A 26,293-nucleotide genomic window follows, 5' to 3' on the forward strand; every position below is an offset into this window, starting at 1 on the left:
TTGCTTCGTGATGATTGTATGTTGTTGTGTGATCATTTTGTGTGACAGGTTTAATGATTAAAGCGTTTGGCTCAAGCCGCCGGGGCTTCGTCCCTGCAACGCCGCTGCTTTGACTTCTTTGCAAAAATTATAGCTGCGCTAATTTTTGCCATCATGCCTGCGGCATGACCGAACCCAAAGAGGCGTCTTATGCAGGGACTGGTATGAGTGTGGAAGGTGAAGGCATCATTGCTTTGAGTGCTTAAGTAATGCAATTGCTTCGTGATGATTGTATGTTGTTGTGTGATCATTTTGTGTGACAGGTTTAATGATTAAAGCGTTTGGCTCAAGCCGCCGGGGCTTCGTCCCTGCAACGCCGCTGCTTTGACTTCTTTGCAAAAATTATAGCTGCGCTAATTTTTGCCATCATGCCTGCGCCATGACCGAACCCAAAGAGGCGTCTTATGCAGGGACTGTTGAGAGTGTGGAAGGTGAAGGCATCATTGCTTTGAGTGCTTAAGTAATGCAATTGCTTCGTGATGATTGTATGTTGTTGTGTGATCATTTTGTGTGACAGGTTTAATGATTAAAGCGTTTGGCTCAAGCCGCCGGGGCTTCGTCCCTGCAACGCCGCTGCTTTGGCTTCTTTGTAAAAATTATTGCCGCGCAAATTTTTGCCATCATGCCTGCGCCATGACCGAACCCAAAGAGGCGTCTTATGCAGGGACTGTTGAAAGTGTAGAGTGCTGCAAGCGGATTGCTTTGAGTGGTTGAGTGATTCAATGGCGTTGTGATGATTTTATGATGGAGTAAGAAATAATTGTTTATGATTATTTGCATGGTTTAGTTTTTAAGTGTTTTACCGGTCTGACGGCTTTGAGCCGACTGACCGGGTTTTAATGCTGCATACTATTGTGGCTGTACAAGTGTGCGACGCAAGGATGCTGCTGTATGCACCATGGCCGGGAACCAAAGGCTTGTATTTTATATGGCTTGTTATCTGACTCATAAATCTGCTTTTAAACCGAATGCATACATGCGCACCGGCGGGATGCCTGTTGGATAATCGGGATCTAATCCTTTATCGTTTGCTTTCCAGAGGAGGCCAAGGTTATTGGCATAGGCATAGAGCCTGATACTGCGGAAAGGCAGCTTTTTTACCTTGTTCCTGGTGATGGTATAGCTAAGGGTAATATCCTGCAGGCGGATATGATCTGCCCGCTCTACGAGGACGGCCGAATTTGTATAAAACTGGTCGCGTCCACTAACCGCGGGATATACCATGGATGGCACACTGGTGCTGTTCTCATCGCCGGGTTTTTGCCAGCGGAGCAGGTAATCTGCATTGCCCTGATAATAATTAAAGAGGCTGGTATAATTGATGGAACTGCGCCTGAAATAATAGCCACCCTTAAAACTGATATTGACCTGCAGGCTGAACTGCTTATACGAGAAGTTATTGCTGAAGCCACCAAAGAAAGCGGGACGTGCAGGGCCATTGTAGACAAGGTCATCAATAGATTGGGGGTTATTGAGCGTACTGTAATTGACAGATACTACGCCATCTTCATAGCCCTGCGGGTTGCCTGCCGCATCGAGCCCCGCCCATGGGAGGCTGTACATACCATAAACGGGCTTACCCTGCTGCGGGATGATAAAACCATTGGCACCATTGCCATAATTGACGAGGAAGCCGACGGGGTTCTTTGCGGCGTAATGCGTAACCTCATCCTGTGTATAGCTGAACAATAGCTGGGTGCCCCAGGTAAATGCCCCGGTGATATTGATGCTGTTTAACTGAACATCTATACCGCTGCCTTTGAGGTCAGCAAAATTTCCCTTCGTGGTATTGCTGAACGTGTTCTGGTTGATATACCCGCTGCTGGGTGGCAGGGCCGCATCGCCGATGATATCCGTACCTTTTTTGTGATAGTATTCTATACTGCCGGTGAGCCTGTTGTTTGCCAGCCCAAAGTCGATACCTGCATTGAACATGGCCGTTTGCTCCCAGCGCAAGTCCTTATTGGGCGGGTTGATGATGGTAAGGTAGGGCAGACCGGTATAGGGGTCGTTGCTGCTGTACCGTGCAGTGGGATAAGCTGTAACCGATTTATTGAGGTTGCCATTGTACCCATAGGTAAGACGGAGGCGCAATATTGGTAACCATGCGAGTTTGTAGAAAGGCTGTTTATCCAGGTCCCACTTAATACCGGCGGACCATAGGGGCACGGTTTTGTTGTTGGTGGCCACACCGAAATAGTTGCTGCCATCCCTGCGGCCACTGAGCGATACCATATAGCGCTGCTTATAGGTATAAGCCGCATTGGCAAAGGCCGAACGAAAACGATCGGTAACAGCTACCAGTGACTGGTTCAGGGAAAGCTGTTCCGACTGACCGGAAGGATAAGTAGTGTAATAGGTAGTGGGGTCTACCTGCTGAAAGGTACCCAGCTCCGCACTGTATCCATAGAGGCGGTTGCTGTTGCTGGTGCTGATCACCTGCCGCCATTCCATGCCCGCGAGGGCAGCGAGTTCATGATAGCCACTGCGGTATTTATAACTGAGCTGGCCGCGGCCATTGTGGGCGGTAAGCATGGCATTGAACTGATCTAATACGCCGCCTTTGGGGAGGACGAAACCGGTAGCATTGCCATCGGTAACCTGCGCAAATGTGTTGACGAGATTGCGGGCATCATAGCTGGCCGCCGTGGCCGTGTTGCTGCCCGTTGTAATACCTTTCTCTAACTGGTACCTGAGTTCTGCGCTGAAGCCTTTTGGCAGGTTGTATTTAAGCGCTGCCAGCAGGCGGGTTTGATTTAACTGGATTTTGCCGGTATTGTAGCCATTGCGCAATTCCTCTACAGGGAGGAACTGCCAGTTCAGCAACCCATGAGCGGGGGCCTGCTCCACAAAAGCTGTTGCATAGTCCTTTACGATGGCCGATGCATTACCCTGCCCGTCTGTAAGGGTTGCATAGGGGTAAAGGTTCTTCCCTGCAGGCCCGCCCATGCTCAACCGGGGGATGGTATTATCTGTATAACTGTTACTGCTGTTGTAATCTATACCAGTGGTTATTTCGAGGTTTCTCAGCGGTACCAACTGCAACTGCGTGTGCAGGGTAACCCTTTTATCGCTGTTGCCCACAGCCATGCTTTTATTATCATCATATCCCACAGAGATATAGTAAGCCGCCTTTTCGGTGCCGCCCTGCATGCTGAGCAGGTACTGGTTGTTGATGGTGTGGCGATACATGTTATTGCTGAGTTCGTTCCTGAGATCATTGCCTTTAAGCGCTTCTATGCCAGCACCAGCTTCTGCAGCCGTAAGCTCCCCTGTTTGCTGCCTGTGGAGGAGATCCACGAATGGTGAAACAGGCGGCTGACGCGATGAAGTGAAATCCGTATTGTAGAATCCATTGGTAAAGAGCATTTGCTCCACCTCCATAAATGGTGCGGTGGGGAGAAAACGCGGATCGTACCAGAGATCGGGTTTTGCACCGATGCTGAGGTTGGCGGTAAGGCCGATCTGTAATGGCCGGTTGAGCGCTGCTTTTTTGGTGGTAATAACGATGACGCCATTACCCGCACGGACGCCCCAGATGGAAGCCGCCGCCGCATCTTTGAGGACGGTGATGCTTTCAATATCGTTGGGGTTGAGGGCGCTGATGTCGCCCTCGAAGGGAAAATTGTCTACCACGATGAGTGGCGAAGCATTGGCAAAGAGTGTGGACTGGCCCCGAATGGACAGTTCGGTGGTTCTGCCGGGGATGCCCCGGTTAAAAACCAGGCCGGAGGTAATACCCTCGAGGCGGGTGATGATGCCGGTAGAAATGCGGCTGTTGTACAAGGCACTGTCTACCCCTGCAAAGGAGCCGGTGGCCCTTTCTTTGGGAAGGGTTTCGTAGCCTGTGCTGACGGTAACGGCTGCAAGCTCGTGACCGGCAGGCTGCAGGGCAAGCAGGAGTGCAGGACTGCTGCCGGTAACCGCTATTTTTTGTGCCGCATACCCGATGCAGCTAATGATTACCGTATCCTGCTGACCAGCCAGTTGTATGGTAAAAGCACCTGCCGCATTGCTGGTAGCGGTTTTGCCGGTGGATTGAAGGGTTAAGGTGGCGCCGCTTACGGGTTCGCCGGTAAGCGCATCTGTAAGCCTGCCTGAAATGGTGGTGGTTTGCGCCATGAGGGCATGGCAGGCGAAGAGTAAGGGCAATAGTATGGCCGTTTTGCAATTTTTATGGTTCATTGCAGTTAATGGTATATAGAATGAAGCAATCATTTAATGGGAAGCCGGTTACTAACCACAGGAGCAGACGGGCAGCAGATAGTGCAAACGCTTTGGGCCATACAAGAGCAGAGCGGCCTTATTTTGCGCTTTTACCATGACTTATCCATGACTTATCTATGACTGTAGCATAAGGAAAGGATAACCCGAAACTGACCGTACCTAAGTAATAACCTTTAAGAAAGTGCTAGACCGGGTTTTTGGGTTTTTTGGCGTACTGGGTCTTTAACAAGGAGAGGGCCTTGCCTTTTAGCTTTTTGAAAAGGCTGCCATTTTTGAGGGAACGGAAGAATATACGGAATTTGTTTTTTGACGCGGCAGCCTCTTTGGCCCTGCGTTCCTCTATCTCCATCATGATGAACTTATACATGAATGTATGCAGCTCCTGTTGCGAGATACCTTTTTGCAGGAGCATTTCGTAAATATTTTTTTCTTCCTTCATAGGGACAGCTTTGACAATTAAATATAAGCAAGGAAAAACGTAACGGGAAATAAATGCTTTAAACAGGTAAAGTGCGGGACCTGCCTTTTCATTACTGAGATCTGAGAAATATCTGCCAGTAAAGAACAGGTGCCCGCACTTAAAAAGTTGAATATGGTTTACGCCTTGTCTCATTATTTGTTGAATTTCTCAGGTCCACAGTAATGAGACGAACGTGACTTTATTACTTATCTTATGTGAAAGTAATAAATATCCAAGATATGGGCTAATTCGACCATATTTTTTTTAAAAAATACTTTCACCTTCCCTTCTTATACCAAAGAATGAACGCAAAGAAGAAAGAAGATATTAGAAAGTTGTTCGGTATGTACTTAAAAAAAAGAAGAGAGGAATATCTTAAAATTAATAGTGTTCGCCAGTTATCATTTAATTCAAATATTGATCAAAGTAAATTAAGTAAAATTGAAAAGGGGCAAATAGATTTTCGATTTGACACCTTAATGGAAATAGCTATCACATATAAATTAAAACCTAAACAATTATTTGATTTTGATATTTCCTTTTGGAAGGAGGAAGAATAAACTTTAAATTCATAGCTCATTTTAATAATGAAATCTTTTCTGCGCAAACTCTTCCAACTGTTTTACGCATTTCATCAATTCTAGAAATTAATATTGAAACTTCGTTTTTTGATATTACGTAGTCCTCTTTATAACGAGCATCGATATATCCTCTTTTTATAAGGTCAAACAAGTGACTTTCATGTTGATCATTTGTAGGATAAGGAAAGATCAAAAAAAGTTCTTCGCTTAAATTTTTTGCATGCCTTCGAAGCTTATCGAGATTATGAGTCTTTGGTTTATATCCTGTAATTACTAAAAGTATGGTATTATAAAATCGCTCTGCTGATTGATGCAAATAAAAAGCAGAATGATTAAGACTATTACGTTTAAAAGCATTGTTCGCATCGATAAAAAATTCTTCGCCACTTTTGAACCATTGATCAAAATATCTTTGGGCCACTATTCTCATTTCAGTTGGAGTTAGTTCTTTTGGATTAGAGAAGTCCGACTTTTGTGTGTTATAAAGAATAATTCCTTCACGAATAATATCAGCAAAAAAATACTGCCCGAACTCTAATCCTTCGTTGACGTAGCTAATAGAATGGATAATAGGATTCACAGGTACTTTTGATATATCATGACTTCGATTAACTATAATATCTTTTAGAACATAATCTTTTTCTTCATTATCTTCAGTTACCACCAAGAAATCATAATCACTTATGTATTCGTACTTAATTCCTTTTTCTATATAATTATCTTCAACCCATTTACCTGTAGCATAACTGCCGAACAAGATGATTTTTTCTGGCACAGCAACTTCTTTAATTATTTCTACTATTTGAAGTATTTGCTCTTGTTTGGTTTTCGGTAAATGTTCTAATGAGGTTTTCATTGGTGTAAAAATACGGTAATAGTGTTTTTTCTTTTGCAGACTTAAAATATTCTTTTTTGTTCTACCTCACTCATAACATTGATAGACTTATTTCCAGTGGTAGTGTAATATTCCTGCATTTAAATTACCATACACTTTAACCAATATTATCAAAAAGATGCGTTTACGATAATATTGCTAGCCCGCAATTAAAAACCAATAAACACCCGGTGTTGTGCATCAATTAGCAGTATCCGTTTGCTTTAGCTATTTATTATGTATTTCAAAGTGCGATTGCTGCTACGCAACCTGCTGCACAAAGATGATTAGAACATACGCCATAAACGTTTAATGTTTTAAACACTGCTTTTTTTACTCAAAATAAAAATTTGAATTGTTATTTATTTAGAGTAGGTTAGTAATCGCTTAATTTATTATTAATATGCGTTTCTATTTAACCCTGCAAGCCACTGACAGCAATTCGACCATAACACTTAACTATCAATATCCATTATCAGCAGCTATTTACAAGATCATTCAAAGGGCTGATACAGCATTTTCCGCATTTCTGCACAATACAGGCTATGGACTCGGTCATAAAAATTTTAAGTTGTTTACTTTTTCAGATATCGACACACCCTTTAAAGTAATTGGTGACAGAATGCACATGCTTAGTAATACTGCACGGGTAACCATCTGCTTTTATATGCCGCAGGCTGCAGAGCATTTTATACGGGGTTTGTTTATGCAGCAACAATTAGAAATAGCAGATAAAAAAAGTAAAGCAACCTTTGTAGTGCAACAGATAGAAAGTCTGCCACACTACGTAGTTTCAGACATTGAAACTACTGCAATCAAAAATGTTTTAATACAGCCTTTGTCGCCGTTGGTTGCAGGCCGTAAAAATGAAAAAGGGTATTACGATTACCGTTCTCCCCTCGATGCAGATTTTACCGATTGCCTTTTGTATAACTGGCTGGAAAAATATAAGACAGTAAATGATACTTACGAAAACACTATCCAGCAAATAAAAGAGCAAACAGAAATAAAAGTGCTGTTGTTTTCTCAGCCACCCAAACAAAGGCTTATTACTATTAAGCAAGGCACATCAGACGAAACACGTGTAAGAGGTTATACAAAATTTCGTTTGCAGTTAACTGCACCGGAAGATATGTTGCAACTGGCAATGGATGCTGGATTAGGGTTGTATAATAGCCAGGGTATGGGGTGTGTGGGAGTTATATAAAATTGTAATTCAAAAAGCTAATAATGATAGAAAACAATCAACTTGAAATAAATTGGTTAACCCATCCAACTGGCGACTCATTCGCAGATATTGGAGGATTTGTGATTGAATATCTACAAAAAAAGAAACCTGATAAATCCATTTTAGAATTAATAGAAGAAGTAACTAACATTTATGTCAAAAAATGGGATAATAACCTGCACAGCTTTTTCCTTAATTCAACCATTACACATAATTCTAATAAAGGGCAAAAAGGTATAAATAAAACAATTGCTTTTTACAAAGGGCTATTTGATGGCAAAGATGCTGAAGATGGATATTGTCGTATCACCGGGCAAAAAGGCAAAGTTTTTCAAGGTACAAGGGATAATCATATAATGTCAGGTTCTGCGACTTTAATTAATTTCCATCATGGTTTTGAAAGTGGCATCCGGCTTTCCAAAGAAGCTTTGATTAGGATATTCTTTGTGCCCCTAGGCGTTGAGCAATTAGGTGATAAAGTTGCAGTGTTGACAAGTAACAACGAAGGTATAACCCGTCATTTTGTTCAAAGAAATGTAGATAATAACTTTAGAGATATTGCAAGCGGGATATCAAAATCCATTCAACGTTCAGAATTTTCTAATCCTGCCAATGCTTTATTTGAATACGCAAACCAATGTATAGAAAATGTAAAAACAGTCACATTTGATGAAGACACTGGAAGAAGCAAAACACAAGGAACAACATTAAACCTATTCCATTTTACCAACTTTGGAGCAAGTCCGACAATTAACCTAATTACTTTGCCTGCTTCTGTTTTTGCTTTTTATGCATATTGCATAAGGGAGCATAAAAAAGAGTGGCAAAGTTTCATTTTCAGACAATATAGCAATTCAAAATTTAAAAATGCTCAATTTGATGACGTATCCAAAAGTTGGTTCAATAACAAAGAAGAAGTTGATTATTCCACCTTCAAAGTTTGGAGAAATAGTGTTTTTGAAGCTTTGCTAAATGGCAATGGGCAAATTATACGTAAGGCTTTCCTTGCGCACAGTAAATCACGTATACTGAATTTCAAAATAATCGAACAATATCAAATAAACATTCAAAACATGGATAAAAGAACATTAACCAAAATCAAGGAATTGGCTGATTTTATTGTCAATGATCGAAGTGATGATGAAATTAAAAAGTCAATGACCCGACTGAATGGGTCAAAAAGCAGTAATGGTCTTCGTTACTTTCTACTCAAATTAGCAGATAAGAATTATAAAGATGGAAATGACGAGCCTTTATTTTCCATAGATGAATACGTAGAATATTTGTTTCCTGATGGAACATATTGGAATGAAATAAGGGACTTACTACTTATTGCTATTTATCAGAAATTACATGAAACTAATAAAAAGATAGAAGTAGAACTAATCGAAAATGAATCAGAAATTTAAAAATCAAACATAAAAATCATGAATTTAAAAACTCAAGGCTTTGTCCTTTTAGACGTAGATGTTGTTGCGCTTAATAATGCAGGCAAAAGTACTACGAGCAATTTTGACAATGCAGTGGCTACAAAGAAAATTTATAAAAACGGACGTGCATATACTTATGTTTCAGGACAAGCCTGGCGTTACTGGTGGCGAGAGGCATTAAAAGCAAATCACGGATGGGCATTATCACCAATTACACGTGATAGTAAAATTGCTTTTACCGAAGCCAACCCAATTGTATACGCCGATGATGATGTATTTGGATACATGAAAGCAGCGAAAGATGTAAAGCGGGATGATGATGGAAATCCAATATTAGATAAAAAAGGGAAAGAGGCAAAAGAAGATGTTACTGTTACCCGGGTATCGCCTCTGAAAAATTCTGCCATCATCTCAGTTGCTTCGGTAGGAACTGTTGAAAACTGGTCAAGTATGGCTCGCCAGGAAGGAGACAGTGTTCCATATAGTAAAGAAGAATATTCTGCCATAATGAAAGGAATGTTTTCTATTGATCTATTTCAAATAGGGACTTTTGCTACTTATAATAAAACAGGATATAAAAATTTAACGGAAAAGTTCAAGGCTGGGGCTATGGAAAATGGCGCAACTGAAATTGAAGATCCCTTTGTAAAAACAAAAAATGGTGAACCCCAGAAATTGATACAAATTTCCAAAGATATTCGCACTAACAGAGTTGTTGATACAATCGCTGCCTTAAAGACAATTTCCGGTGGCGCTATGCAAACCAACAACATGGCAGATGTTACCCCGAAATTTATAGTATTGGCTACTATGAATTCAGGAAATCATCCATTTTCACACATTGTTAAAAATGATGGTGTGAAAAGTGAAAAAGCAGTCCTGAACATTGAAGGCCTTAAAGAAGTATTAAGCGATTATAAAGAGCAGTTTAAAGGCATCATCTTTATTGGTAAGCGCAATGGCTTTATGGATGAGTATAACGAAGAACTAAAAACATTAGAAATTGAGTTTCCTAATGTAAAGATACTGAGTATTAATCAAGCGATTGACCAATATTGCGAACAAGTTAAAAACCAAATTTCGTAAAGTATGGAGGTATATAAAATTGATATAACAAGTTGGACTGCAAGCTTCCGTTATCCCAATCTGATAAGCGGTGTGCAACCAACGCTGGAGGTGCCGCCAATCAGCACAATACTTGGATTAATCAATGCTGCTGCAGGTTTTTACCTTGAGCATAAGAATCTGGAATTAGGTTACTATTTTGAGTATGAAATGGAAGGGGAAGATCTGGAAACCATTTATCAAATCAGTAGTAAATACGGCAAGCCAACCAATAATGCCAAATCCAATGTTATAAACCGGAAATTTTTATTCAATAATTTTTTACGTATTTACACTACAGATAAAAATATAGTTGATTATTTATCCCAACCATACTTCCCAATATTATTAGGAAGGATGAATGACTTGGCGACCGTAACGAATATTTCTCAAAGAGAAATTTTGGATAAGATTGAATTTGCAACAGAAATTCGCGGGCAGGTAATCCCGTTCAAGTTTCATTTACCTGGACAAATCCAAGCTTTACCTCAATACTTTACCAATGATTTTCCAAGGAAAAACATTGGAACAGAGCCGTTCTCTATCATTAGCCATAAAGTAAAAACCTTTGGAACGAGTGTAACTGCATATCGTGACATTCTGCCGAATGGAAAAGAAGTCGATATTTTCTTTCATCAACTTAGTTTTGAAAATTAATGACCTTACTTGCTAAATCAAAAGATGTAAAACAAAATATCAAGGCACGTACATTAAAAGAACATATTGATGACTGCTTATTGATATTGGATTTCCTGAGGCGCTCATTTCCAAGGGTTGCGTCACTTACGGGAATGGGTGATGCATATTGGGAAGTTTTAAAAATTTGCATCATCTGCCACGATTTAGGAAAAGCACATCTGGAGTTTCAAAATGTATTAGATGGGAAACCCGATAATTGGAAATCACAAAGGCACGAATTATTTTCTCTACCCTTTATCGAGGCCTTATCAAATATTGATAAAGAAACATCGAAAATAGCGCGCCTTGTTGTTGCAGGTCACCACAAAGATTTTGAAACCCTACGTTCTTTTCTCAATGCTTATAATAATAACGACACGTTTGGGTCATTGGAAGGTTTGGATGAAGAACAGGAAGATTTTGAAACTGCATTCAGCAAAAATGTAAATATCCTTGGAGTTCTAAATCTGCTTAAGGATTATCCCGTTACAATTACAACAATTCATCCAAAACCAATTTATGGATTGATTCATGGATACAATCAAAAACCCTATTACCAATCAAACGAGGGTTATTTCAAATTAATGATGCTCTTCGGTGGCTTAAAATGGTGTGACCATCTTGGGTCTGCATTAGTTAATGAAATATATCAATTAGAAAATCGGGATTTTGATTTCTTAAAGAGACAGCAAAATGAATTAAGAGCTAAATACTTAGATTTTTATGAACATCAAAAATCATCAGCAAAAGTTAATGGTCATTTAATATTAAATGCACCAACCGGTTCAGGAAAAACAGAAAGTGCTTTTTTATGGTTGAAAAACCAAATGATAAACACAGGTCAAGGGCGGGCCTTCTATATTCTTCCTTTTACTGCCTCTATTAATGCTATGTATGAGCGTCTGAATAAAGCTATTGGAGCAGAAAAAGGTAAGGTAGGAATGCTACATGGGAAACTAAGTGACTATCTAAACAATTACTTTGAAGATTTGCAATATGATATCAATGTGAAGAAGGATAGCATTAAAGAGATTAAGGAAAAGTACAAAAGTATTATTACTCCAGTAAAGGTAGCTACACCCTTTCAGTTACTAAAGCATTTGTTTGGCTTAAAGGGATATGAACAAGGGATTTTTGAAATGGCGGGTTGCTATTTGATTTTTGATGAAATCCATGCCTACAGTCCTGATGTTTTTGCACAAATAAAAGTTTTATTAGAATTCGCCACAAAGCATTTGCAAGCCAAAGTCATGATTATGACTGCTACAATGCCTCGCTTTCTGCAGGCAGAATTGGAAGAAAGCCTAGGCAAGTTTAGCATAGTTAAAGCGAATCATGAACTGTATGAAAGTTTTAAGCGGCATAGGATAATACTAAAAGATGGCCTATTAGGTGGCTATATCAATGACATACAAAAAAAACTAAAGGATGGGAAAAAGGTGTTGGTGGTTTGTAATACAGTAAAATCCGCCCAAAATATTTTCCTACAATTAAAAAATAGCTTGAATGAAAATGAAGAAATTTTACTACATGGCTCATTTACCGGTATGGATAGAAGCAGAAAGGAGAGAGACTTAATGAAGGATCATGTAAAACTTTTGGTAGGTACACAAGCCATTGAAGTAAGCCTTGACATCGATTATGATATGATATTTTCTGAGCCGGCACCAATAGATGCACTTATTCAAAGATTCGGTCGGGTAAACAGAAAACGTGAAAAAGGGATTTGTGATTGTATAATTTTTAAAGACAGCAATAAAGAAGATAAATATATCTATAATCCAGAAACTGTTGCAAAAACATTAAAAGCATTTGAGAACATCATTAAGGAGCATCAAGGGATAATTGATGAAGCATTATTGCAAAGTGCAATTGATTTCGTTTATTGCGATTGGGATGAAAATGACAGAAAAGAATTCGAGGATAAGTATCAATATCTAAAAGATGCTCTTCAAATCCTTTCGCCTATGTTTAAGAATAAGCATACAGAGGAAGACTTTTATAGTCAGTTTGACGGAATCAAAATTCTACCACAATCTAAAAAGTCAGATTTTGAAGGCCATTTAAACGGGTTTGATTTTATTACAGCAGAAAGCCTAAAAGTGCAAATAAGGAAAGGACGATTTATGTCGTGGTTGAAAGGTCAAAATATCAAAAAGGACATCTATGCCTTTGATAGGGGAAAGAAGATTTACAATGTCCCTTATTTCATCACTAATAAAGCTTATGATTCCGAATTAGGACTTTTGACAGACAAAGAAGAAGTCTGGCAAAACACAGAAATCATTTAGCCATGACCATCACCGCCACTCTCATAAATCTATATCATGTATGCAAACGCGAAATGTGGTTGCATGCTAATGGTGTAAGAATGGAGCAGACTTCCGAAACAGTAGCAGATGGCAAACTGCTGCATGAAACAGCTTATCCGCAACGTTCAGAGAAATACAGTGAAATAGAGATTGGCGGCAGTAAGATTGATTTTTATGATGCAAAGAACAAAGTGATCCACGAAATAAAAAAAAGTGACAGCTTTGAATCGGCACATGAGTGGCAGGTAAAATATTATATATGGCTGCTGGAGCAAAATGGTGTTGAAGGCGTGAAAGGCATTATCGAATATCCCAAACTGCGGGAAACAAAGCAGGTGAAATTATCTGCAGAAGATAAAACATACCTGCAGCAAATTGTACAACAAATAGAAGCATTGGTAAGTGCAGATGTTTGTCCCCCACGTATAGAAAAGAAGTTTTGCAAAACCTGTTCTTATTTTGATTTCTGCTGGATTGAGGAATGAGGTGGTGAGTGGTGAAATGTCAATGGTTTTAATTATGAGATTGCCACAGCTTTGCTATGCACAAGGCTTTTAAAGCTTCGCAATGACGTTAGCGATGAAGCGTGCGACGCAAGAAAAGTTTAATATTGATTCTTTGGGTTGGCTCATAAAAAAATCAAAAATGCATTTCCATTCAATCCGCCTAATCATTTAAAATCTCTGTTCAGACAATGCGTAAATCATATTACCTGTTCAATCCCGGTCGTTTAAGCAGGAAAGACAATACACTTAAGTTTACCCCGCTTGACGAAGATGGCAATGAAGGCACGCCTAAATATATTCCCATAGAAAGCGTGGACAACCTTTACACTTTCGGCAGCCTGGATGCCAACAGCGCCATGTATAATTTTTTGGGAAAGGAACAGGTGAGTGTGCATTTTTTTGATTACTACGAACACTATACCGGTTCGTTTATGCCAAAGGATTATTTGCTTGCCGGAAAGATGCTGATTGCACAGAGCGAAGCTTATTCAAACAAAAAGAAGCGCAAACAGATAGCGCAGAAACTGGTGGATGGAGCTGCTTTTAATATGCTGAAAAACCTGCGCTATTATAACAACCGTGATAAGGACACGCTTACACAGATAGAACGTATTGAAGCATTGATGTTGCGAATACCGTTTGCCGAGGATATAGAAACTTTAATGGGTATAGAAGGCAATATACGCATGAGTTATTATGCAGCGTTTAATGTTATCATCAACGATTTTGAAATGGGCAACCGCAGTAAACAGCCACCGGGTAATGAAGTAAATGCAATGGTTTCTTTTGTAAACAGTATGTGTTATACGCTTAGCCTGGATATGATCTATCATACACAGCTTAATCCAACGATCAGTTTTTTGCATCAGCCCGGTGAGCGCCGCTACTCACTTGCGCTTGATATTGCTGAGATATTCAAACCGCTGCTTGCAGACAGGCTGATCTTTTCGCTGCTGAATAGAAAGCAGGTTCAGCAAACCGATTTTGATAACAGGCTAAACAGTTGCCTGCTGAAAGATAGTGGGCGTAAAACAGTGGTAAAAGCATGGGATGAAAAATTAAATGAAACCATCAAGCACCGTTCGCTTGGCAGAAGTGTAAGCTATAAGCATTTGGTAAAGCTTGAATGTTATAAGCTGAGTAAACATATTTTGGGTATAGAAGAATATAAGCCATTTAGAGCATGGTGGTGAGGGGGTGAGTGCTGAATGGTGAATAATGAGTAAGGGATAGCAAGCAAAATTTTATGGTACCGGCTGCAGCTTTTTATGGAATCGTTCCTTGCGTCGCAATCCGTTCATCTGTTGTACAGTTATTATGCAATGACAGTGTATGTATGTAATTCTTGTATATGATATAGAAGAAAAGCGGGTAGCTAAAATGCTGAAGTTATGCCGCCGGTATTTGAACTGGATTCAGAACAGTGTATTTGAAGGAGAGATAACAGATGTAAAGCTAAAGGAACTGATACACGAAGCAAGAAAGATAATGGATAAAGAGGCGGATAGTTTGATTGTATTTAAAAGCAGGCAGGCAAAGTGGCTGGAGAAAATGGTGATTGGAAAAGAAAAAAATGAGCTGGATAATATATTATAGTCGTCGGCCAGTGTTTTATAACAGGAAAAAACATGATGGATGAACAGTTTATTAAACGAATAGCCCTGCTATAAAGGTTTTCAGGGCATTGTCGAACAAAGGCGCAAATTTTATTATTGCGGGTTGACTAACAAAAAGCAGAAATTACTGTAATTTTAATTGCTGAAATGCCTGTAAATACTGGTTTTCAGCAGCCGTTGTAAACGGCTTGTAATCGTATCATTGAGGAATTGAAATAAAGCAAAGTGCGTATGGCCATTGGCAAAGGTTTGGCTTGTAATCGTATCATTGAGGAATTGAAATATCATTACAGCAATTCAGATGGACGACGGACGCAGCTTGTAATCGTATCATTGAGGAATTGAAATAAAAGAACAGAATGATAGGAAAGAACGACAACTGGCTTGTAATCGTATCATTGAGGAATTGAAATTGTAGATTAAACCATGCAGTTTTATAAGCAGATGAACTTGTAATCGTATCATTGAGGAATTGAAATGTATGAGCGAAGAGTTACCGGAAATGAAGGATATGCTTGTAATCGTATCATTGAGGAATTGAAATTTTTTGTCTATTGGATTGCCACCCAGCAATTCCACTTGTAATCGTATCATTGAGGAATTGAAATTTAATTAAAGCATGGCAAAAATCGTGGGGGACGTACTTGTAATCGTATCATTGAGGAATTGAAATAAAGATAGGAATTATACAGACGAACAGCACAAAGACTTGTAATCGTATCATTGAGGAATTGAAATTTAAGTTCTTTAATCAATCTGTTTATACATTCAGTACTTGTAATCGTATCATTGAGGAATTGAAATCAGGCAACAGGTGTAAGACAGATATGGAAGTTTAATCTTGTAATCGTATCATTGAGGAATTGAAATTTGGCTTTATACAGGCAGGCACTAATGTAACTATACTTGTAATCGTATCATTGAGGAATTGAAATTTTATTCTAAAAAAACTTTTGCGTGGAGGGGCGCCCACTTGTAATCGTATCATTGAGGAATTGAAATTGGGATTTAAACTATGACTTTGATAAAGATGGTGTACTTGTAATCGTATCATTGAGGAATTGAAATTTTGCTATTCAATATTATAACCTCACAGGCCATAGACTTGTAATCGTATCATTGAGGAATTGAAATTAGTATTGATTTTCGAGTGATGGCATGGCTGTAAACTTGTAATCGTATCATTGAGGAATTGAAATATAAATATTTCGCTATCGACACAGCTAATACAGCTCTTGTAATCGTATCATTGAGGAATTGAAATTAGAAAAGATAACCCATTGCTTTAATGCCCATAACTTGTAATCGTATCATTGAGGAATTGAAATTTGAAAAAAGATATTTCGGCTTTTGAAGTTTTAAAACTTGTAATCGTATCATTGAGGAATTGAAATCTTGTTCCTGTTCTATAACCAATACTTGTAAGCGTCTTGTAATCGTATCATTGAGGAATTGAAATTTAACTAAGACAGAAATAGAAAGCGTGAACAATGCCTTGTAATCGTATCATTGAGGAATTGAAATTGTTCTGTAATAATAAATATCGCCGATGTAACAGGTCTTGTAATCGTATCATTGAGGAATTGAAATAGATTTCCCTGGAGTACCGCATTTCTTGATCGCAACTTGTAATCGTATCATTGAGGAATTGAAATTTGAAACAGTTTCACAAACTGCATTTGAACATGGCCTTGTAATCGTATCATTGAGGAATTGAAATTTAAATGCTTTGTGGATATAACAACCAACAGCAACTTGTAATCGTATCATTGAGGAATTGAAATTTGATTGACTTAGCAGATCATTGATGCCTAAAGACTTGTAATCGTATCATTGAGGAATTGAAATAAATAACGCTGCTCGGCCTGGTAAAAGAAACTTGCCCTTGTAATCGTATCATTGAGGAATTGAAATAAAATTAGCCCAAAAGTCCCGAAGGCGAAAAGGCTAACTTGTAATCGTATCATTGAGGAATTGAAATATAAAATAATCACATTGCTTTGTTTTCAGGTCGTAACTTGTAATCGTATCATTGAGGAATTGAAATAAATAAGCAACGTGCCCAGCCGATTGAGTAAATTCCTTGTAATCGTATCATTGAGGAATTGAAATCAGTTTATTTGCGCAAACAGTTTATTACCCTTGCCACTTGTAATCGTATCATTGAGGAATTGAAATATAGAATTGAAATTGGTAAACGTATTCAGGAGGTACTTGTAATCGTATCATTGAGGAATTGAAATTTTAATGCAAATGCCTGTGTGCCATCGCCATCCCACTTGTAATCGTATCATTGAGGAATTGAAATAAATAAACAACAAAAATGAAACGCTTAATCAATTTCTTGTAATCGTATCATTGAGGAATTGAAATCAAATTGCTTTATTCGCATCTGTTACAAAACGATGTCTTGTAATCGTATCATTGAGGAATTGAAATTTTGATAGAATAGATGTAATTGTTCTTACTACCGGCTTGTAATCGTATCATTGAGGAATTGAAATAGTCCTTTATCAACGCCATTAAACTTTGGAAGTATTCTTGTAATCGTATCATTGAGGAATTGAAATTAATAAAGAGGAGCGCGGATTACTCCGCCGCTGCCTCTTGTAATCGTATCATTGAGGAATTGAAATTTGATCGGGAATACTTTATTTGCAGCGGTTTTTGTCTTGTAATCGTATCATTGAGGAATTGAAATAATAAACTGTTCCAGTCTCTTTTTCGGTCCTGCCACTTGTAATCGTATCATTGAGGAATTGAAATATCATTGCAAAAAGCTGCTCAATCTCTTGTATTACTTGTAATCGTATCATTGAGGAATTGAAATTAGTAGGCAGTAACAATTTTTGGTACGATACTTTTGCTTGTAATCGTATCATTGAGGAATTGAAATTTTATTGATGCGGATGGGTTTGAAAGGCCTGTTAACTTGTAATCGTATCATTGAGGAATTGAAATTTATTTATGTGAATTCGAAATGATCATTGTTCTTCTTGTAATCGTATCATTGAGGAATTGAAATTTCGCTATATACAATAACCGTATTGGTGGAAGTTATGCTTGTAATCGTATCATTGAGGAATTGAAATTAACTTCAAAGAAGGTGTAGCCAAAACAGCAGTAGCTTGTAATCGTATCATTGAGGAATTGAAATATAATTCCTGCCGGTTATCTTTCGAGAAGTCAAATCTTGTAATCGTATCATTGAGGAATTGAAATAAAGAAACATTACTACCATGTGTTATTAACAGAAATCTTGTAATCGTATCATTGAGGAATTGAAATTTTTTAGATGGATGAAATACAGTTATTATTTTGGCTTGTAATCGTATCATTGAGGAATTGAAATTTAATTTATCCACTAAGACAATCCTTTACAACAAAACTTGTAATCGTATCATTGAGGAATTGAAATAAACTTCCCTCTATAGATCCTATATGGAAGGATGCCGCTTGTAATCGTATCATTGAGGAATTGAAATATATTTATAACCCAATTGATAAGCCTGCAATTGATACTTGTAATCGTATCATTGAGGAATTGAAATTTTGGTATGCCGTTTTCTTTCCAGCAAAAAGCCATCTTGTAATCGTATCATTGAGGAATTGAAATAAGATTGGCAACTGAATTATTTACAGCGTCGCAGCTTGCTTGTAATCGTATCATTGAGGAATTGAAATAAATCTATCTGGGGCTTTAAACCTGTGCTGTCCGACTTGTAATCGTATCATTGAGGAATTGAAATAGTAAAAGTAATTCAATTGTTTCATCCGAAGCATCAGTCTTGTAATCGTATCATTGAGGAATTGAAATATCCATGCATTGGCTGTTTGCTTGCTGGCATACTAGTCTTGTAATCGTATCATTGAGGAATTGAAATCCGTTAAGGAAGCGTTGATAACGTAGCTCTATTAGCCTTGTAATCGTATCATTGAGGAATTGAAATACAATTTTATACAAGTCGCCGTCTGCTTTCCATTCTTGTAATCGTATCATTGAGGAATTGAAATTTTAAAAAACGCATCGCAGCACGAACTTCTACTACTTGTAATCGTATCATTGAGGAATTGAAATTTTGCTGCACTATCATCCTGCCACATAGCCATTGTCTTGTAATCGTATCATTGAGGAATTGAAATATATATCATGCCCCTCAGCTTTTAACTGTGTAATGACTTGTAATCGTATCATTGAGGAATTGAAATTTCCTTGCGGATAGCTGTTTAGCTGCAACATTTACACTTGTAATCTTATCATTGAGGAATTGAAATAAAATTAAACTCTATAACCTACCAATGGAATAAGGTCTTGTAATCGTATCATTGAGGAATTGAAATGCAACAATTCTACCTGCAGCACTATCAGTTGCACTCTTGTAATCGTATCATTGAGGAATTGAAATACAATAGAATTTGGTGCAAAGCTGCAGGGCGATGTTCTTGTAATCGTATCATTGAGGAATTGAAATAGTGTTGCAGTCGTTAATATTGAAATCTCTTATTTCTTGTAATCGTATCATTGAGGAATTGAAATATAACTGATTATCATTGCCAGGATTGAAACGCATTTCTTGTAATCGTATCATTGAGGAATTGAAATAAAACATATTGCAGCATGCGCTCTAATGCAAAGCAGCTTGTAATCGTATCATTGAGGAATTGAAATTTCATGATAGAATCTACCTTCCATGTAAATTCTGACTTGTAATCGTATCATTGAGGAATTGAAATTTTCCTAATTTGGTAAAAACAGAAAGGGAACTTACCCTTGTAATCGTATCATTGAGGAATTGAAATATATTTACCCATTCAAGGCCATCTATTGTACCCTCTTGTAATCGTATCATTGAGGAATTGAAATAACTTTAAAATATCATCTTCTGTTGGATTGTCCGCTTGTAATCGTATCATTGAGGAATTGAAATTTGTAGCCGTGCTGATAATAATGTGCACCGTTCTGCTTGTAATCGTATCATTGAGGAATTGAAATTCATTTCCGGATATCCTCCACAGGAAGAACTTATACTTGTAATCGTATCATTGAGGAATTGAAATAAAAATATTGCTCGTAGAGCGTTTTAAATTTCTCCTTGTAATCGTATCATTGAGGAATTGAAATTGAATTCCTGTTTCACGATTCCATCTTAATATCACTTGTAATCGTATCATTGAGGAATTGAAATAGTATTTGGACGAAGGAACATTTACCTGGAAACTAACTTGTAATCGTATCATTGAGGAATTGAAATTCATAGAACCAATAAGATATTCTCCAGGGTAGTTTTCTTGTAATCGTATCATTGAGGAATTGAAATTGGATTCTACCATGCCAAACGGCGTTGATGTGAACTTGTAATCGTATCATTGAGGAATTGAAATAGAATCACTATCGAAGTGGACTTCGACAATGGAACTTGTAATCGTATCATTGAGGAATTGAAATAATCTTACAGCAGGCGATGAGGGTTGGATTTTAGTACTTGTAATCGTATCATTGAGGAATTGAAATATTTAAATCCATGTGTACTTTACTTCATTAAATTACTTGTAATCGTATCATTGAGGAATTGAAATTGAAAAAAATAATTGTATTTCTGTTTTTAATAAACCTTGTAATCGTATCATTGAGGAATTGAAATTGGCTTTGCCGGCTGCCTGCCCTTGTGTAATTTTTCTTGTAATCGTATCATTGAGGAATTGAAATAACATATCCATTAACAGATGTAACCACAGGTGAGCTTGTAATCGTATCATTGAGGAATTGAAATATGATTGTACCACCAACTTTAGCAAGACTTCCTGTTCTTGTAATCGTATCATTGAGGAATTGAAATAAGATAAGTAATACAATGTATTACACAAAATATATCTTGTAATCGTATCATTGAGGAATTGAAATTCCCCTTCCCCTGTTACAACAATGCGGTAAAGAGTCTTGTAATCGTATCATTGAGGAATTGAAATTAATAAAATTGGATAAAATTCGAAGCTGCATTTCCTTGTAATCGTATCATTGAGGAATTGAAATGAACTTGACCCTTACAACGCATACGTAACAACAACTTGTAATCGTATCATTGAGGAATTGAAATTTATAATTACCGGACGCATCTTTTACCGTTCCCACCTTGTAATCGTATCATTGAGGAATTGAAATTTAGTAACAAGCATTTTTCCTTCGCCAGTAAGAAGCTTGTAATCGTATCATTGAGGAATTGAAATTAATAGAAAACTCCACACAAAACATCACTGGGTTTCTTGTAATCGTATCATTGAGGAATTGAAATATGATTGTACCACCAACTTTAGCAAGACTTCCTGTTCTTGTAATCGTATCATTGAGGAATTGAAATAAGCTTCAGTAAACGTATCGGCAATCGGCATGCACGCTTGTAATCGTATCATTGAGAATTGAAATACATTTTATTGATTACGAAGTTGGCACGGTAAAGACTTGTAATCGTATCATTGAGGAATTGAAATTTATCAGCTTCACTATCTGTTGTGTCTTTTTCAAAGCTTGTAATCGTATCATTGGGGAATTGAAATAATACTTTGAATGTTGTGTAAGCTGATGTACTGTAACTTGTAATCGTATCATTGAGGAATTGAAATATATCTGCAGGGCTGAATAATTGCCTTCCCATGTTCTTGTAATCGTATCATTGAGGAATTGAAATAATGATCCGTTTGTTTTAAATCGTTACAGCAATGCTTGTAATCGTATCATTGAGGAATTGAAATATCATAACCGGCTTTTATATTTATAACCCTGTCAAAACTTGTAATCGTATCATTGAGGAATTGAAATTGTGCTAACATGTCATTTACCATTTGTGTAATGCTTCTTGTAATCGTATCATTGAGGAATTGAAATTACTGTCTGTAACATTACCCGTTTGCGGTTCGTAACTTGTAATCGTATCATTGAGGAATTGAAATCTATAACCGTTTGGATTGCCCGGCTGTGGCATCTTCTTGTAATCGTATCATTGAGGAATTGAAATTTTATTGCTTTATTGCCTATCTGTCCCGCTTTCTTCTTGTAATCGTATCATTGAGGAATTGAAATAGGTTATCGAATTTAAAATAAGATGTTCCGCTAACTTGTAATCGTATCATTGAGGAATTGAAATAGGTTATCGAATTAAAATAAGATGTTCCGCTAACTTGTAATCGTATCATTGAGGAATTGAAATACGCCCGTTAAGGCTGAATACTCTAAGCTATTATAACTTGTAATCGTATCATTGAGGAATTGAAATTTATTTTTCTTAATATTCCATCTTTGGATTTATAAACTTGTAATCGTATCATTGAGGAATTGAAATTTATTTGGTTCTGCAGTTTCCGGAACAAATTCTACTTGTAATCGTATCATTGAGGAATTGAAATTACTGGAACTGATAAAAAAGGCGGAAATGTTATTACTTGTAATCGTATCATTGAGGAATTGAAATGTAATTCCTGCCAGCCATCTGGTGTGTAATCTAATCTTGTAATCGTATCATTGAGGAATTGAAATGTAATTCCTGCCAGCCATCTGGTGTGTAATCTAATCTTGTAATCGTATCATTGAGGAATTGAAATATAGCTAATCCTGCATCAATTAATCCGAAAAGGTCACTTGTAATCGTATCATTGAGGAATTGAAATTTATTTTGTTATATGCGTTCATTGTTAAATATTAACTTGTAATCGTATCATTGAGGAATTGAAATATCATTGCAGCAATTCAGATGGACGACGGACGCAGCTTGTAATCGTATCATTGAGGAATTGAAATTTGTAACCATGTTGGTAATAGTGAGCGCCATTTTGCTTGTAATCGTATCATTGAGGAATTGAAATTCGGTTAAAGTAGCTAAATTATTACGAGGAAAACCCTTGTAATCGTATCATTGAGGAATTGAAATTCAACAGCTGGATCGCTTATCGTTGCTGTCCCGCTTGTAATCGTATCATTGAGGAATTTAAATAATACTATTGTGCCCTATAATTCAAGTGCATTAACTTGTAATCGTATCATTGAGGAATTGAAATTTTTCACGATCACGCTGCAATAACTGTAGCTGATTCTTGTAATCGTATCATTGAGGAATTGAAATAAATGTTTTAATGATAGATTCAAACGGTATAATAACTTGTAATCGTATCATTGAGGAATTGAAATAAATGTTTTAATGATAGATTCAAACGGTATAATAACTTGTAATCGTATCATTGAGGAATTGAAATTAGCATTGATCATTGGCCTTAAGACAAGTAAGCATACTTGTAATCGTATCATTGAGGAATTGAAATTAAACAAATGGTGGCAACTATTCACAAGTTTTATGCTTGTAATCGTATCATTGAGGAATTGAAATGCATTAAAGACACTGTGAAAATGTTGCGTGAAAAGAACTTGTAATCGTATCATTGAGGAATTGAAATATAACATAAATAGCATAAGTTGACTGTCCGCATATCTTGTAATCGTATCATTGAGGAATTGAAATTAAACATGACCAAGTGAATCTATGCCTGTTAAAGTCTTGTAATCGTATCATTGAGGAATGGTCTTTGATGCTGCCCGTTAAATTGTATTGTTCGCATTTTACAAACAGCCTGCGCGTAATGGATTGATAACTGTAGTATTTCGAGCATGGGCGTATTACCCACCAGCGCCCAAAGCTTGTCGAACTTTTTGCTGAGATCATTGCTTCGTAACGTGTAGTAACCTTTCGTCATTATTGTATTTGCTTCTGTTTATACTAAAAAGAGAGATGGTAAAAACGATCCCTCGTGTGTCATGCGGGTCATCATTCAAGTCAGAAACGCATAACAGCATGCTAACCTTGATGCTTGTATGAAAACAGTAGCGCCTTATAAAAACACTGGAGACCGCCAATATGTCCAGATGGAACCGAAAATAATTTTTCAGCAGCCGGCTCATAGAAGACAAGCGACACCATCCCCGGAATCGGCAATTAATTTTCCTTTAGAATTTAAGCAGTTTTATTACATTTAAAAGCGATTGCCTATTTTTATAAATGTGATATTGTTATAGACTCTAAATGCCTGCATGAAAAAATACTTTCATCTTACGCGTACTTTATACGCAATCATTTTAATCAGAAATATTTAATAATGTATGCCCAGGTAAAACATACAGTACATCTGCTGCTTGATCCTGCAGACGGTCATACCATTTGGGATAGAATAATCAATACGATTATCGTTGGGCTTATTTTACTTAATACGCTCGCGGTAATCTTTGAAACTGTTGATAGCATTTACCTGCCCAATAAAGCTTTGTTCAATGACTTTGAAATATTTTCTGTTTCCTTCTTCTCAATAGAATATATTTCACGTGTCTGGAGCTGTACAGCGAAAAAAAAATATACTCATCCTATTGCCGGTCGGTTAAAGTACATAGTTTCTGCAGGTGCGATTATTGATCTGCTGGCAATTCTGCCTTTTTACCTGCCATTGCTGAAGATTTATGATCTGCGATTCCTCAGGATATTACGATTGCTCCGTTTTTTTAGATTTTTCAAGCTGGGCAGATATTTAAATGCATCAAAAGTTATTGGTAGTGTTTTTAAGTCAAAAAAGGAAGAACTGGTTTTAAGTTTTGTTATCACTATGTTCCTGATAATAGTAGCTTCGAGTGTAATGTACTATGCAGAACACGATGCACAACCCGATAAATTTTCCAGCATCCCGGAAACGATGTGGTGGAGTGTGGCTACGCTTACGACGGTTGGCTACGGCGACGAGTATCCCATTACCGGACTAGGTAAGTTTTTGACAGCTTGTATTTCAATATTGGGAATCGGAATGTTTGCTTTGCCTGCAGGAATTTTAGCGTCCGGATTTTCCGATGAATTCAGGAAACTGAAAGCAATCAAAATACCTGCCCGCATTGTGGCAGTGAACTGTAGCGAAGCGTACGTTCAAATAATTATTAAAAATAAATGCTATTAAAGTTATATTTTTCCCGAAACGCTTAAACCGCTTTCTGCTATGCTATTACCATTACAGTATCATGAAGCCACTGCCCGCTTTTTCCAGCAACAATCACAGGTTTGGCAATTTTTCGTCAGCAATAATCACAAAGAGGGCCAGCTCAAGGCATTCAAAACAGATCTGCTCAAGAATACCTATAAGTTTGATGAAACTGCAGATGCACAGCTTTATCAAAAGGTAAACCTCGCAAAAGAAAAGCTTGACATGTCTATTCCTGTGACGCTTTACCAGGCCCAGCACACGGAAGACATGAACGCAAGTATTGTATATATTAACGATGAGGCGCATATCGTTTTCAGCGGGAAGATCATTACGCTTTTATCTGAGGACGAAATGCTCGCGATCATTGCCCATGAATTAAGTCACGTAAAGCTATACACCCATTTAAACGGCGATGTTGAAGTGGCAGACCGCATTGTTACAGCAATTGGCAATCACCCGGGCAGTACCCCGGCTCATTATGAGACAGCGAGGCTGTTTAAGCTTTATACTGAGATATTCTGTGACCGGGGCGCATATATCGTAACAGGGAATTACGCACCGATCATTTCATCATTGGTAAAGATTTCAACGGGTCTGCAAAGCGTTAATGCGGACAGCTATATTAAGCAGGCTGAAGAGATATTTTCCGTAGATGCGGAAACCAAAACCACCGGTGTTTCTCATCCTGAAAATTTTATCCGTGCCAGGGCAATATGGCTATGGCATATGAAAGGACATGATGCGGAACCAATCATCAAACAAATGATAGAGGGTAACATCAATCTGGACGAGCTGGATCTGTTCAGGCAACAGCAGATCGCAACGGTCACCCAACAATTAATCATGCTTTTGTTGCAGCCGGAATGGATGCAGACAGCTCAGACAACTGCTTTAGCAAAGCAATATTTCGGCAGTATACAGTTAACCGAAGCCCCTGACATTACGACGCTCCTGGCGCATGTTGAAAATGTGCACAGCAACCTACGCGATTACCTGGCTTATGTTTTATATGATTTTGCCACGACAGATAAAACGCTGGAAGATGTACCATTAGGCTATTGTTTTTATCTGGCTGACGACCTTAAACTTGATAAGCCTTTTGCACAGGCTGTAAAAAAAGAACGCAAACTCAGTGATAAGAAAGTAACGGTATTAAAAAAGCAAACACTGGCGGAATTTCATAAACAACAGTTGCAACCCACTGTAAATTAAGACGTCGTTGTTCCTCACCCACCCACC

16 protein-coding genes and 1 CRISPR repeat array are annotated in these 26,293 nt (G+C 37.8%); of the genes, 12 read left to right on the forward strand and 4 right to left on the reverse strand.

The features are described from left to right. Positions 1–579: 579 nt before the first annotated feature. Both FRZ67_RS19115 and FRZ67_RS19120 read right to left on the reverse strand, forming a co-directional pair. Positions 580–819 carry a hypothetical protein gene (locus tag FRZ67_RS19115; RefSeq protein ID WP_147192191.1) on the reverse strand — a complete coding sequence of 80 codons (240 nt, stop codon included), beginning with the start codon at positions 817–819 and terminating at the stop codon, positions 580–582. 165 nt (positions 820–984) lie between these two features. Beyond that, entirely contained in the window at positions 985–4,161 is a 3,177-nt protein-coding gene (locus FRZ67_RS19120; protein ID WP_225975600.1) for a SusC/RagA family TonB-linked outer membrane protein, read from the reverse strand. Between FRZ67_RS19120 and FRZ67_RS23685 the strand changes: the two genes are divergently transcribed. After that, positions 4,091–4,243: a hypothetical protein gene (locus FRZ67_RS23685; protein WP_225975607.1), complete on the forward strand. Its 153-nt coding sequence runs from the start codon at positions 4,091–4,093 to the stop codon at positions 4,241–4,243. The two genes, FRZ67_RS19120 and FRZ67_RS23685, sit on opposite strands and share 71 nt — an antisense overlap. A gap of 207 nt (positions 4,244–4,450) precedes the next feature. Here FRZ67_RS23685 and FRZ67_RS19125 read toward each other — a convergent pair whose 3' ends face one another. After that, on the reverse strand, positions 4,451–4,705 hold the full coding sequence (locus tag FRZ67_RS19125; RefSeq protein ID WP_147192193.1) for a hypothetical protein: 255 nt from the start codon (positions 4,703–4,705) through the stop codon (positions 4,451–4,453). A gap of 323 nt (positions 4,706–5,028) precedes the next feature. On the opposite strand from FRZ67_RS19125, the gene FRZ67_RS19130 reads away from it, so the two are divergent. Next, a complete protein-coding gene (locus FRZ67_RS19130; protein ID WP_147192194.1) occupies positions 5,029–5,286 on the forward strand; it encodes a helix-turn-helix domain-containing protein in 258 nt (85 codons plus the stop codon). Between the two features lie 16 nt (positions 5,287–5,302). On the opposite strand, the gene FRZ67_RS19135 is transcribed toward FRZ67_RS19130, so the two are convergent. Then, complete coding sequence (locus FRZ67_RS19135; protein WP_147192195.1) at positions 5,303–6,163, reverse strand: HEPN domain-containing protein; 861 nt, start codon at positions 6,161–6,163, stop codon at positions 5,303–5,305. Positions 6,164–6,584: 421 nt separating this feature from the next. Between FRZ67_RS19135 and cas6 the strand changes: the two genes are divergently transcribed. The 10 genes from cas6 to FRZ67_RS19185 all read left to right on the forward strand — a co-directional run bounded on the left by cas6 (position 6,585) and on the right by FRZ67_RS19185 (position 26,266). Continuing rightward, positions 6,585–7,388 carry a CRISPR-associated endoribonuclease Cas6 gene (gene cas6, locus FRZ67_RS19140; RefSeq protein ID WP_147192196.1) on the forward strand — a complete coding sequence of 268 codons (804 nt, stop codon included), beginning with the start codon at positions 6,585–6,587 and terminating at the stop codon, positions 7,386–7,388. A 23-nt stretch (positions 7,389–7,411) separates the two neighbouring features. Next, positions 7,412–8,818, forward strand: coding sequence for a type I-B CRISPR-associated protein Cas8b1/Cst1 (locus FRZ67_RS19145; protein ID WP_147192197.1), 1,407 nt, complete (start codon positions 7,412–7,414; stop codon positions 8,816–8,818). Positions 8,819–8,836: 18 nt separating this feature from the next. Further along, positions 8,837–9,925: a type I-B CRISPR-associated protein Cas7/Cst2/DevR gene (gene cas7i, locus FRZ67_RS19150; RefSeq protein ID WP_147192198.1), complete on the forward strand. Its 1,089-nt coding sequence runs from the start codon at positions 8,837–8,839 to the stop codon at positions 9,923–9,925. A gap of 3 nt (positions 9,926–9,928) precedes the next feature. Beyond that, the gene (gene cas5b / locus FRZ67_RS19155; protein WP_147192199.1) at positions 9,929–10,600 is read left to right on the forward strand and encodes a type I-B CRISPR-associated protein Cas5b; all 672 of its coding nucleotides are present in this window, start codon (positions 9,929–9,931) and stop codon (positions 10,598–10,600) included. Next, a complete protein-coding gene (cas3, locus tag FRZ67_RS19160) occupies positions 10,600–12,912 on the forward strand; it encodes a CRISPR-associated helicase Cas3' (RefSeq protein WP_147192200.1) in 2,313 nt (770 codons plus the stop codon). The genes cas5b and cas3 overlap by 1 nt, the downstream gene beginning before the upstream one ends. A gap of 2 nt (positions 12,913–12,914) precedes the next feature. Then, complete coding sequence (gene cas4 / locus FRZ67_RS19165; RefSeq protein WP_147192201.1) at positions 12,915–13,418, forward strand: CRISPR-associated protein Cas4; 504 nt, start codon at positions 12,915–12,917, stop codon at positions 13,416–13,418. Between the two features lie 209 nt (positions 13,419–13,627). After that, entirely contained in the window at positions 13,628–14,632 is a 1,005-nt protein-coding gene (cas1b, locus tag FRZ67_RS19170; protein ID WP_147192202.1) for a type I-B CRISPR-associated endonuclease Cas1b, read from the forward strand. A 139-nt stretch (positions 14,633–14,771) separates the two neighbouring features. Next, positions 14,772–15,035, forward strand: coding sequence for a CRISPR-associated endonuclease Cas2 (gene cas2, locus FRZ67_RS19175; RefSeq protein ID WP_147192203.1), 264 nt, complete (start codon positions 14,772–14,774; stop codon positions 15,033–15,035). A 207-nt stretch (positions 15,036–15,242) separates the two neighbouring features. Beyond that, positions 15,243–23,624: direct repeats of the CRISPR family, unit length 30 nt; unit sequence CTTGTAATCGTATCATTGAGGAATTGAAAT. Between the two features lie 566 nt (positions 23,625–24,190). After that, positions 24,191–25,030 carry an ion transporter gene (locus tag FRZ67_RS19180; RefSeq protein WP_147192204.1) on the forward strand — a complete coding sequence of 280 codons (840 nt, stop codon included), beginning with the start codon at positions 24,191–24,193 and terminating at the stop codon, positions 25,028–25,030. Between the two features lie 39 nt (positions 25,031–25,069). Then, a complete protein-coding gene (locus FRZ67_RS19185; protein ID WP_147192205.1) occupies positions 25,070–26,266 on the forward strand; it encodes a M48 family metalloprotease in 1,197 nt (398 codons plus the stop codon). Positions 26,267–26,293 lie beyond the last annotated feature (27 nt).

This window comes from Panacibacter ginsenosidivorans (genome assembly GCF_007971225.1).
Lineage (GTDB): Bacteria > Bacteroidota > Bacteroidia > Chitinophagales > Chitinophagaceae > Panacibacter > Panacibacter ginsenosidivorans.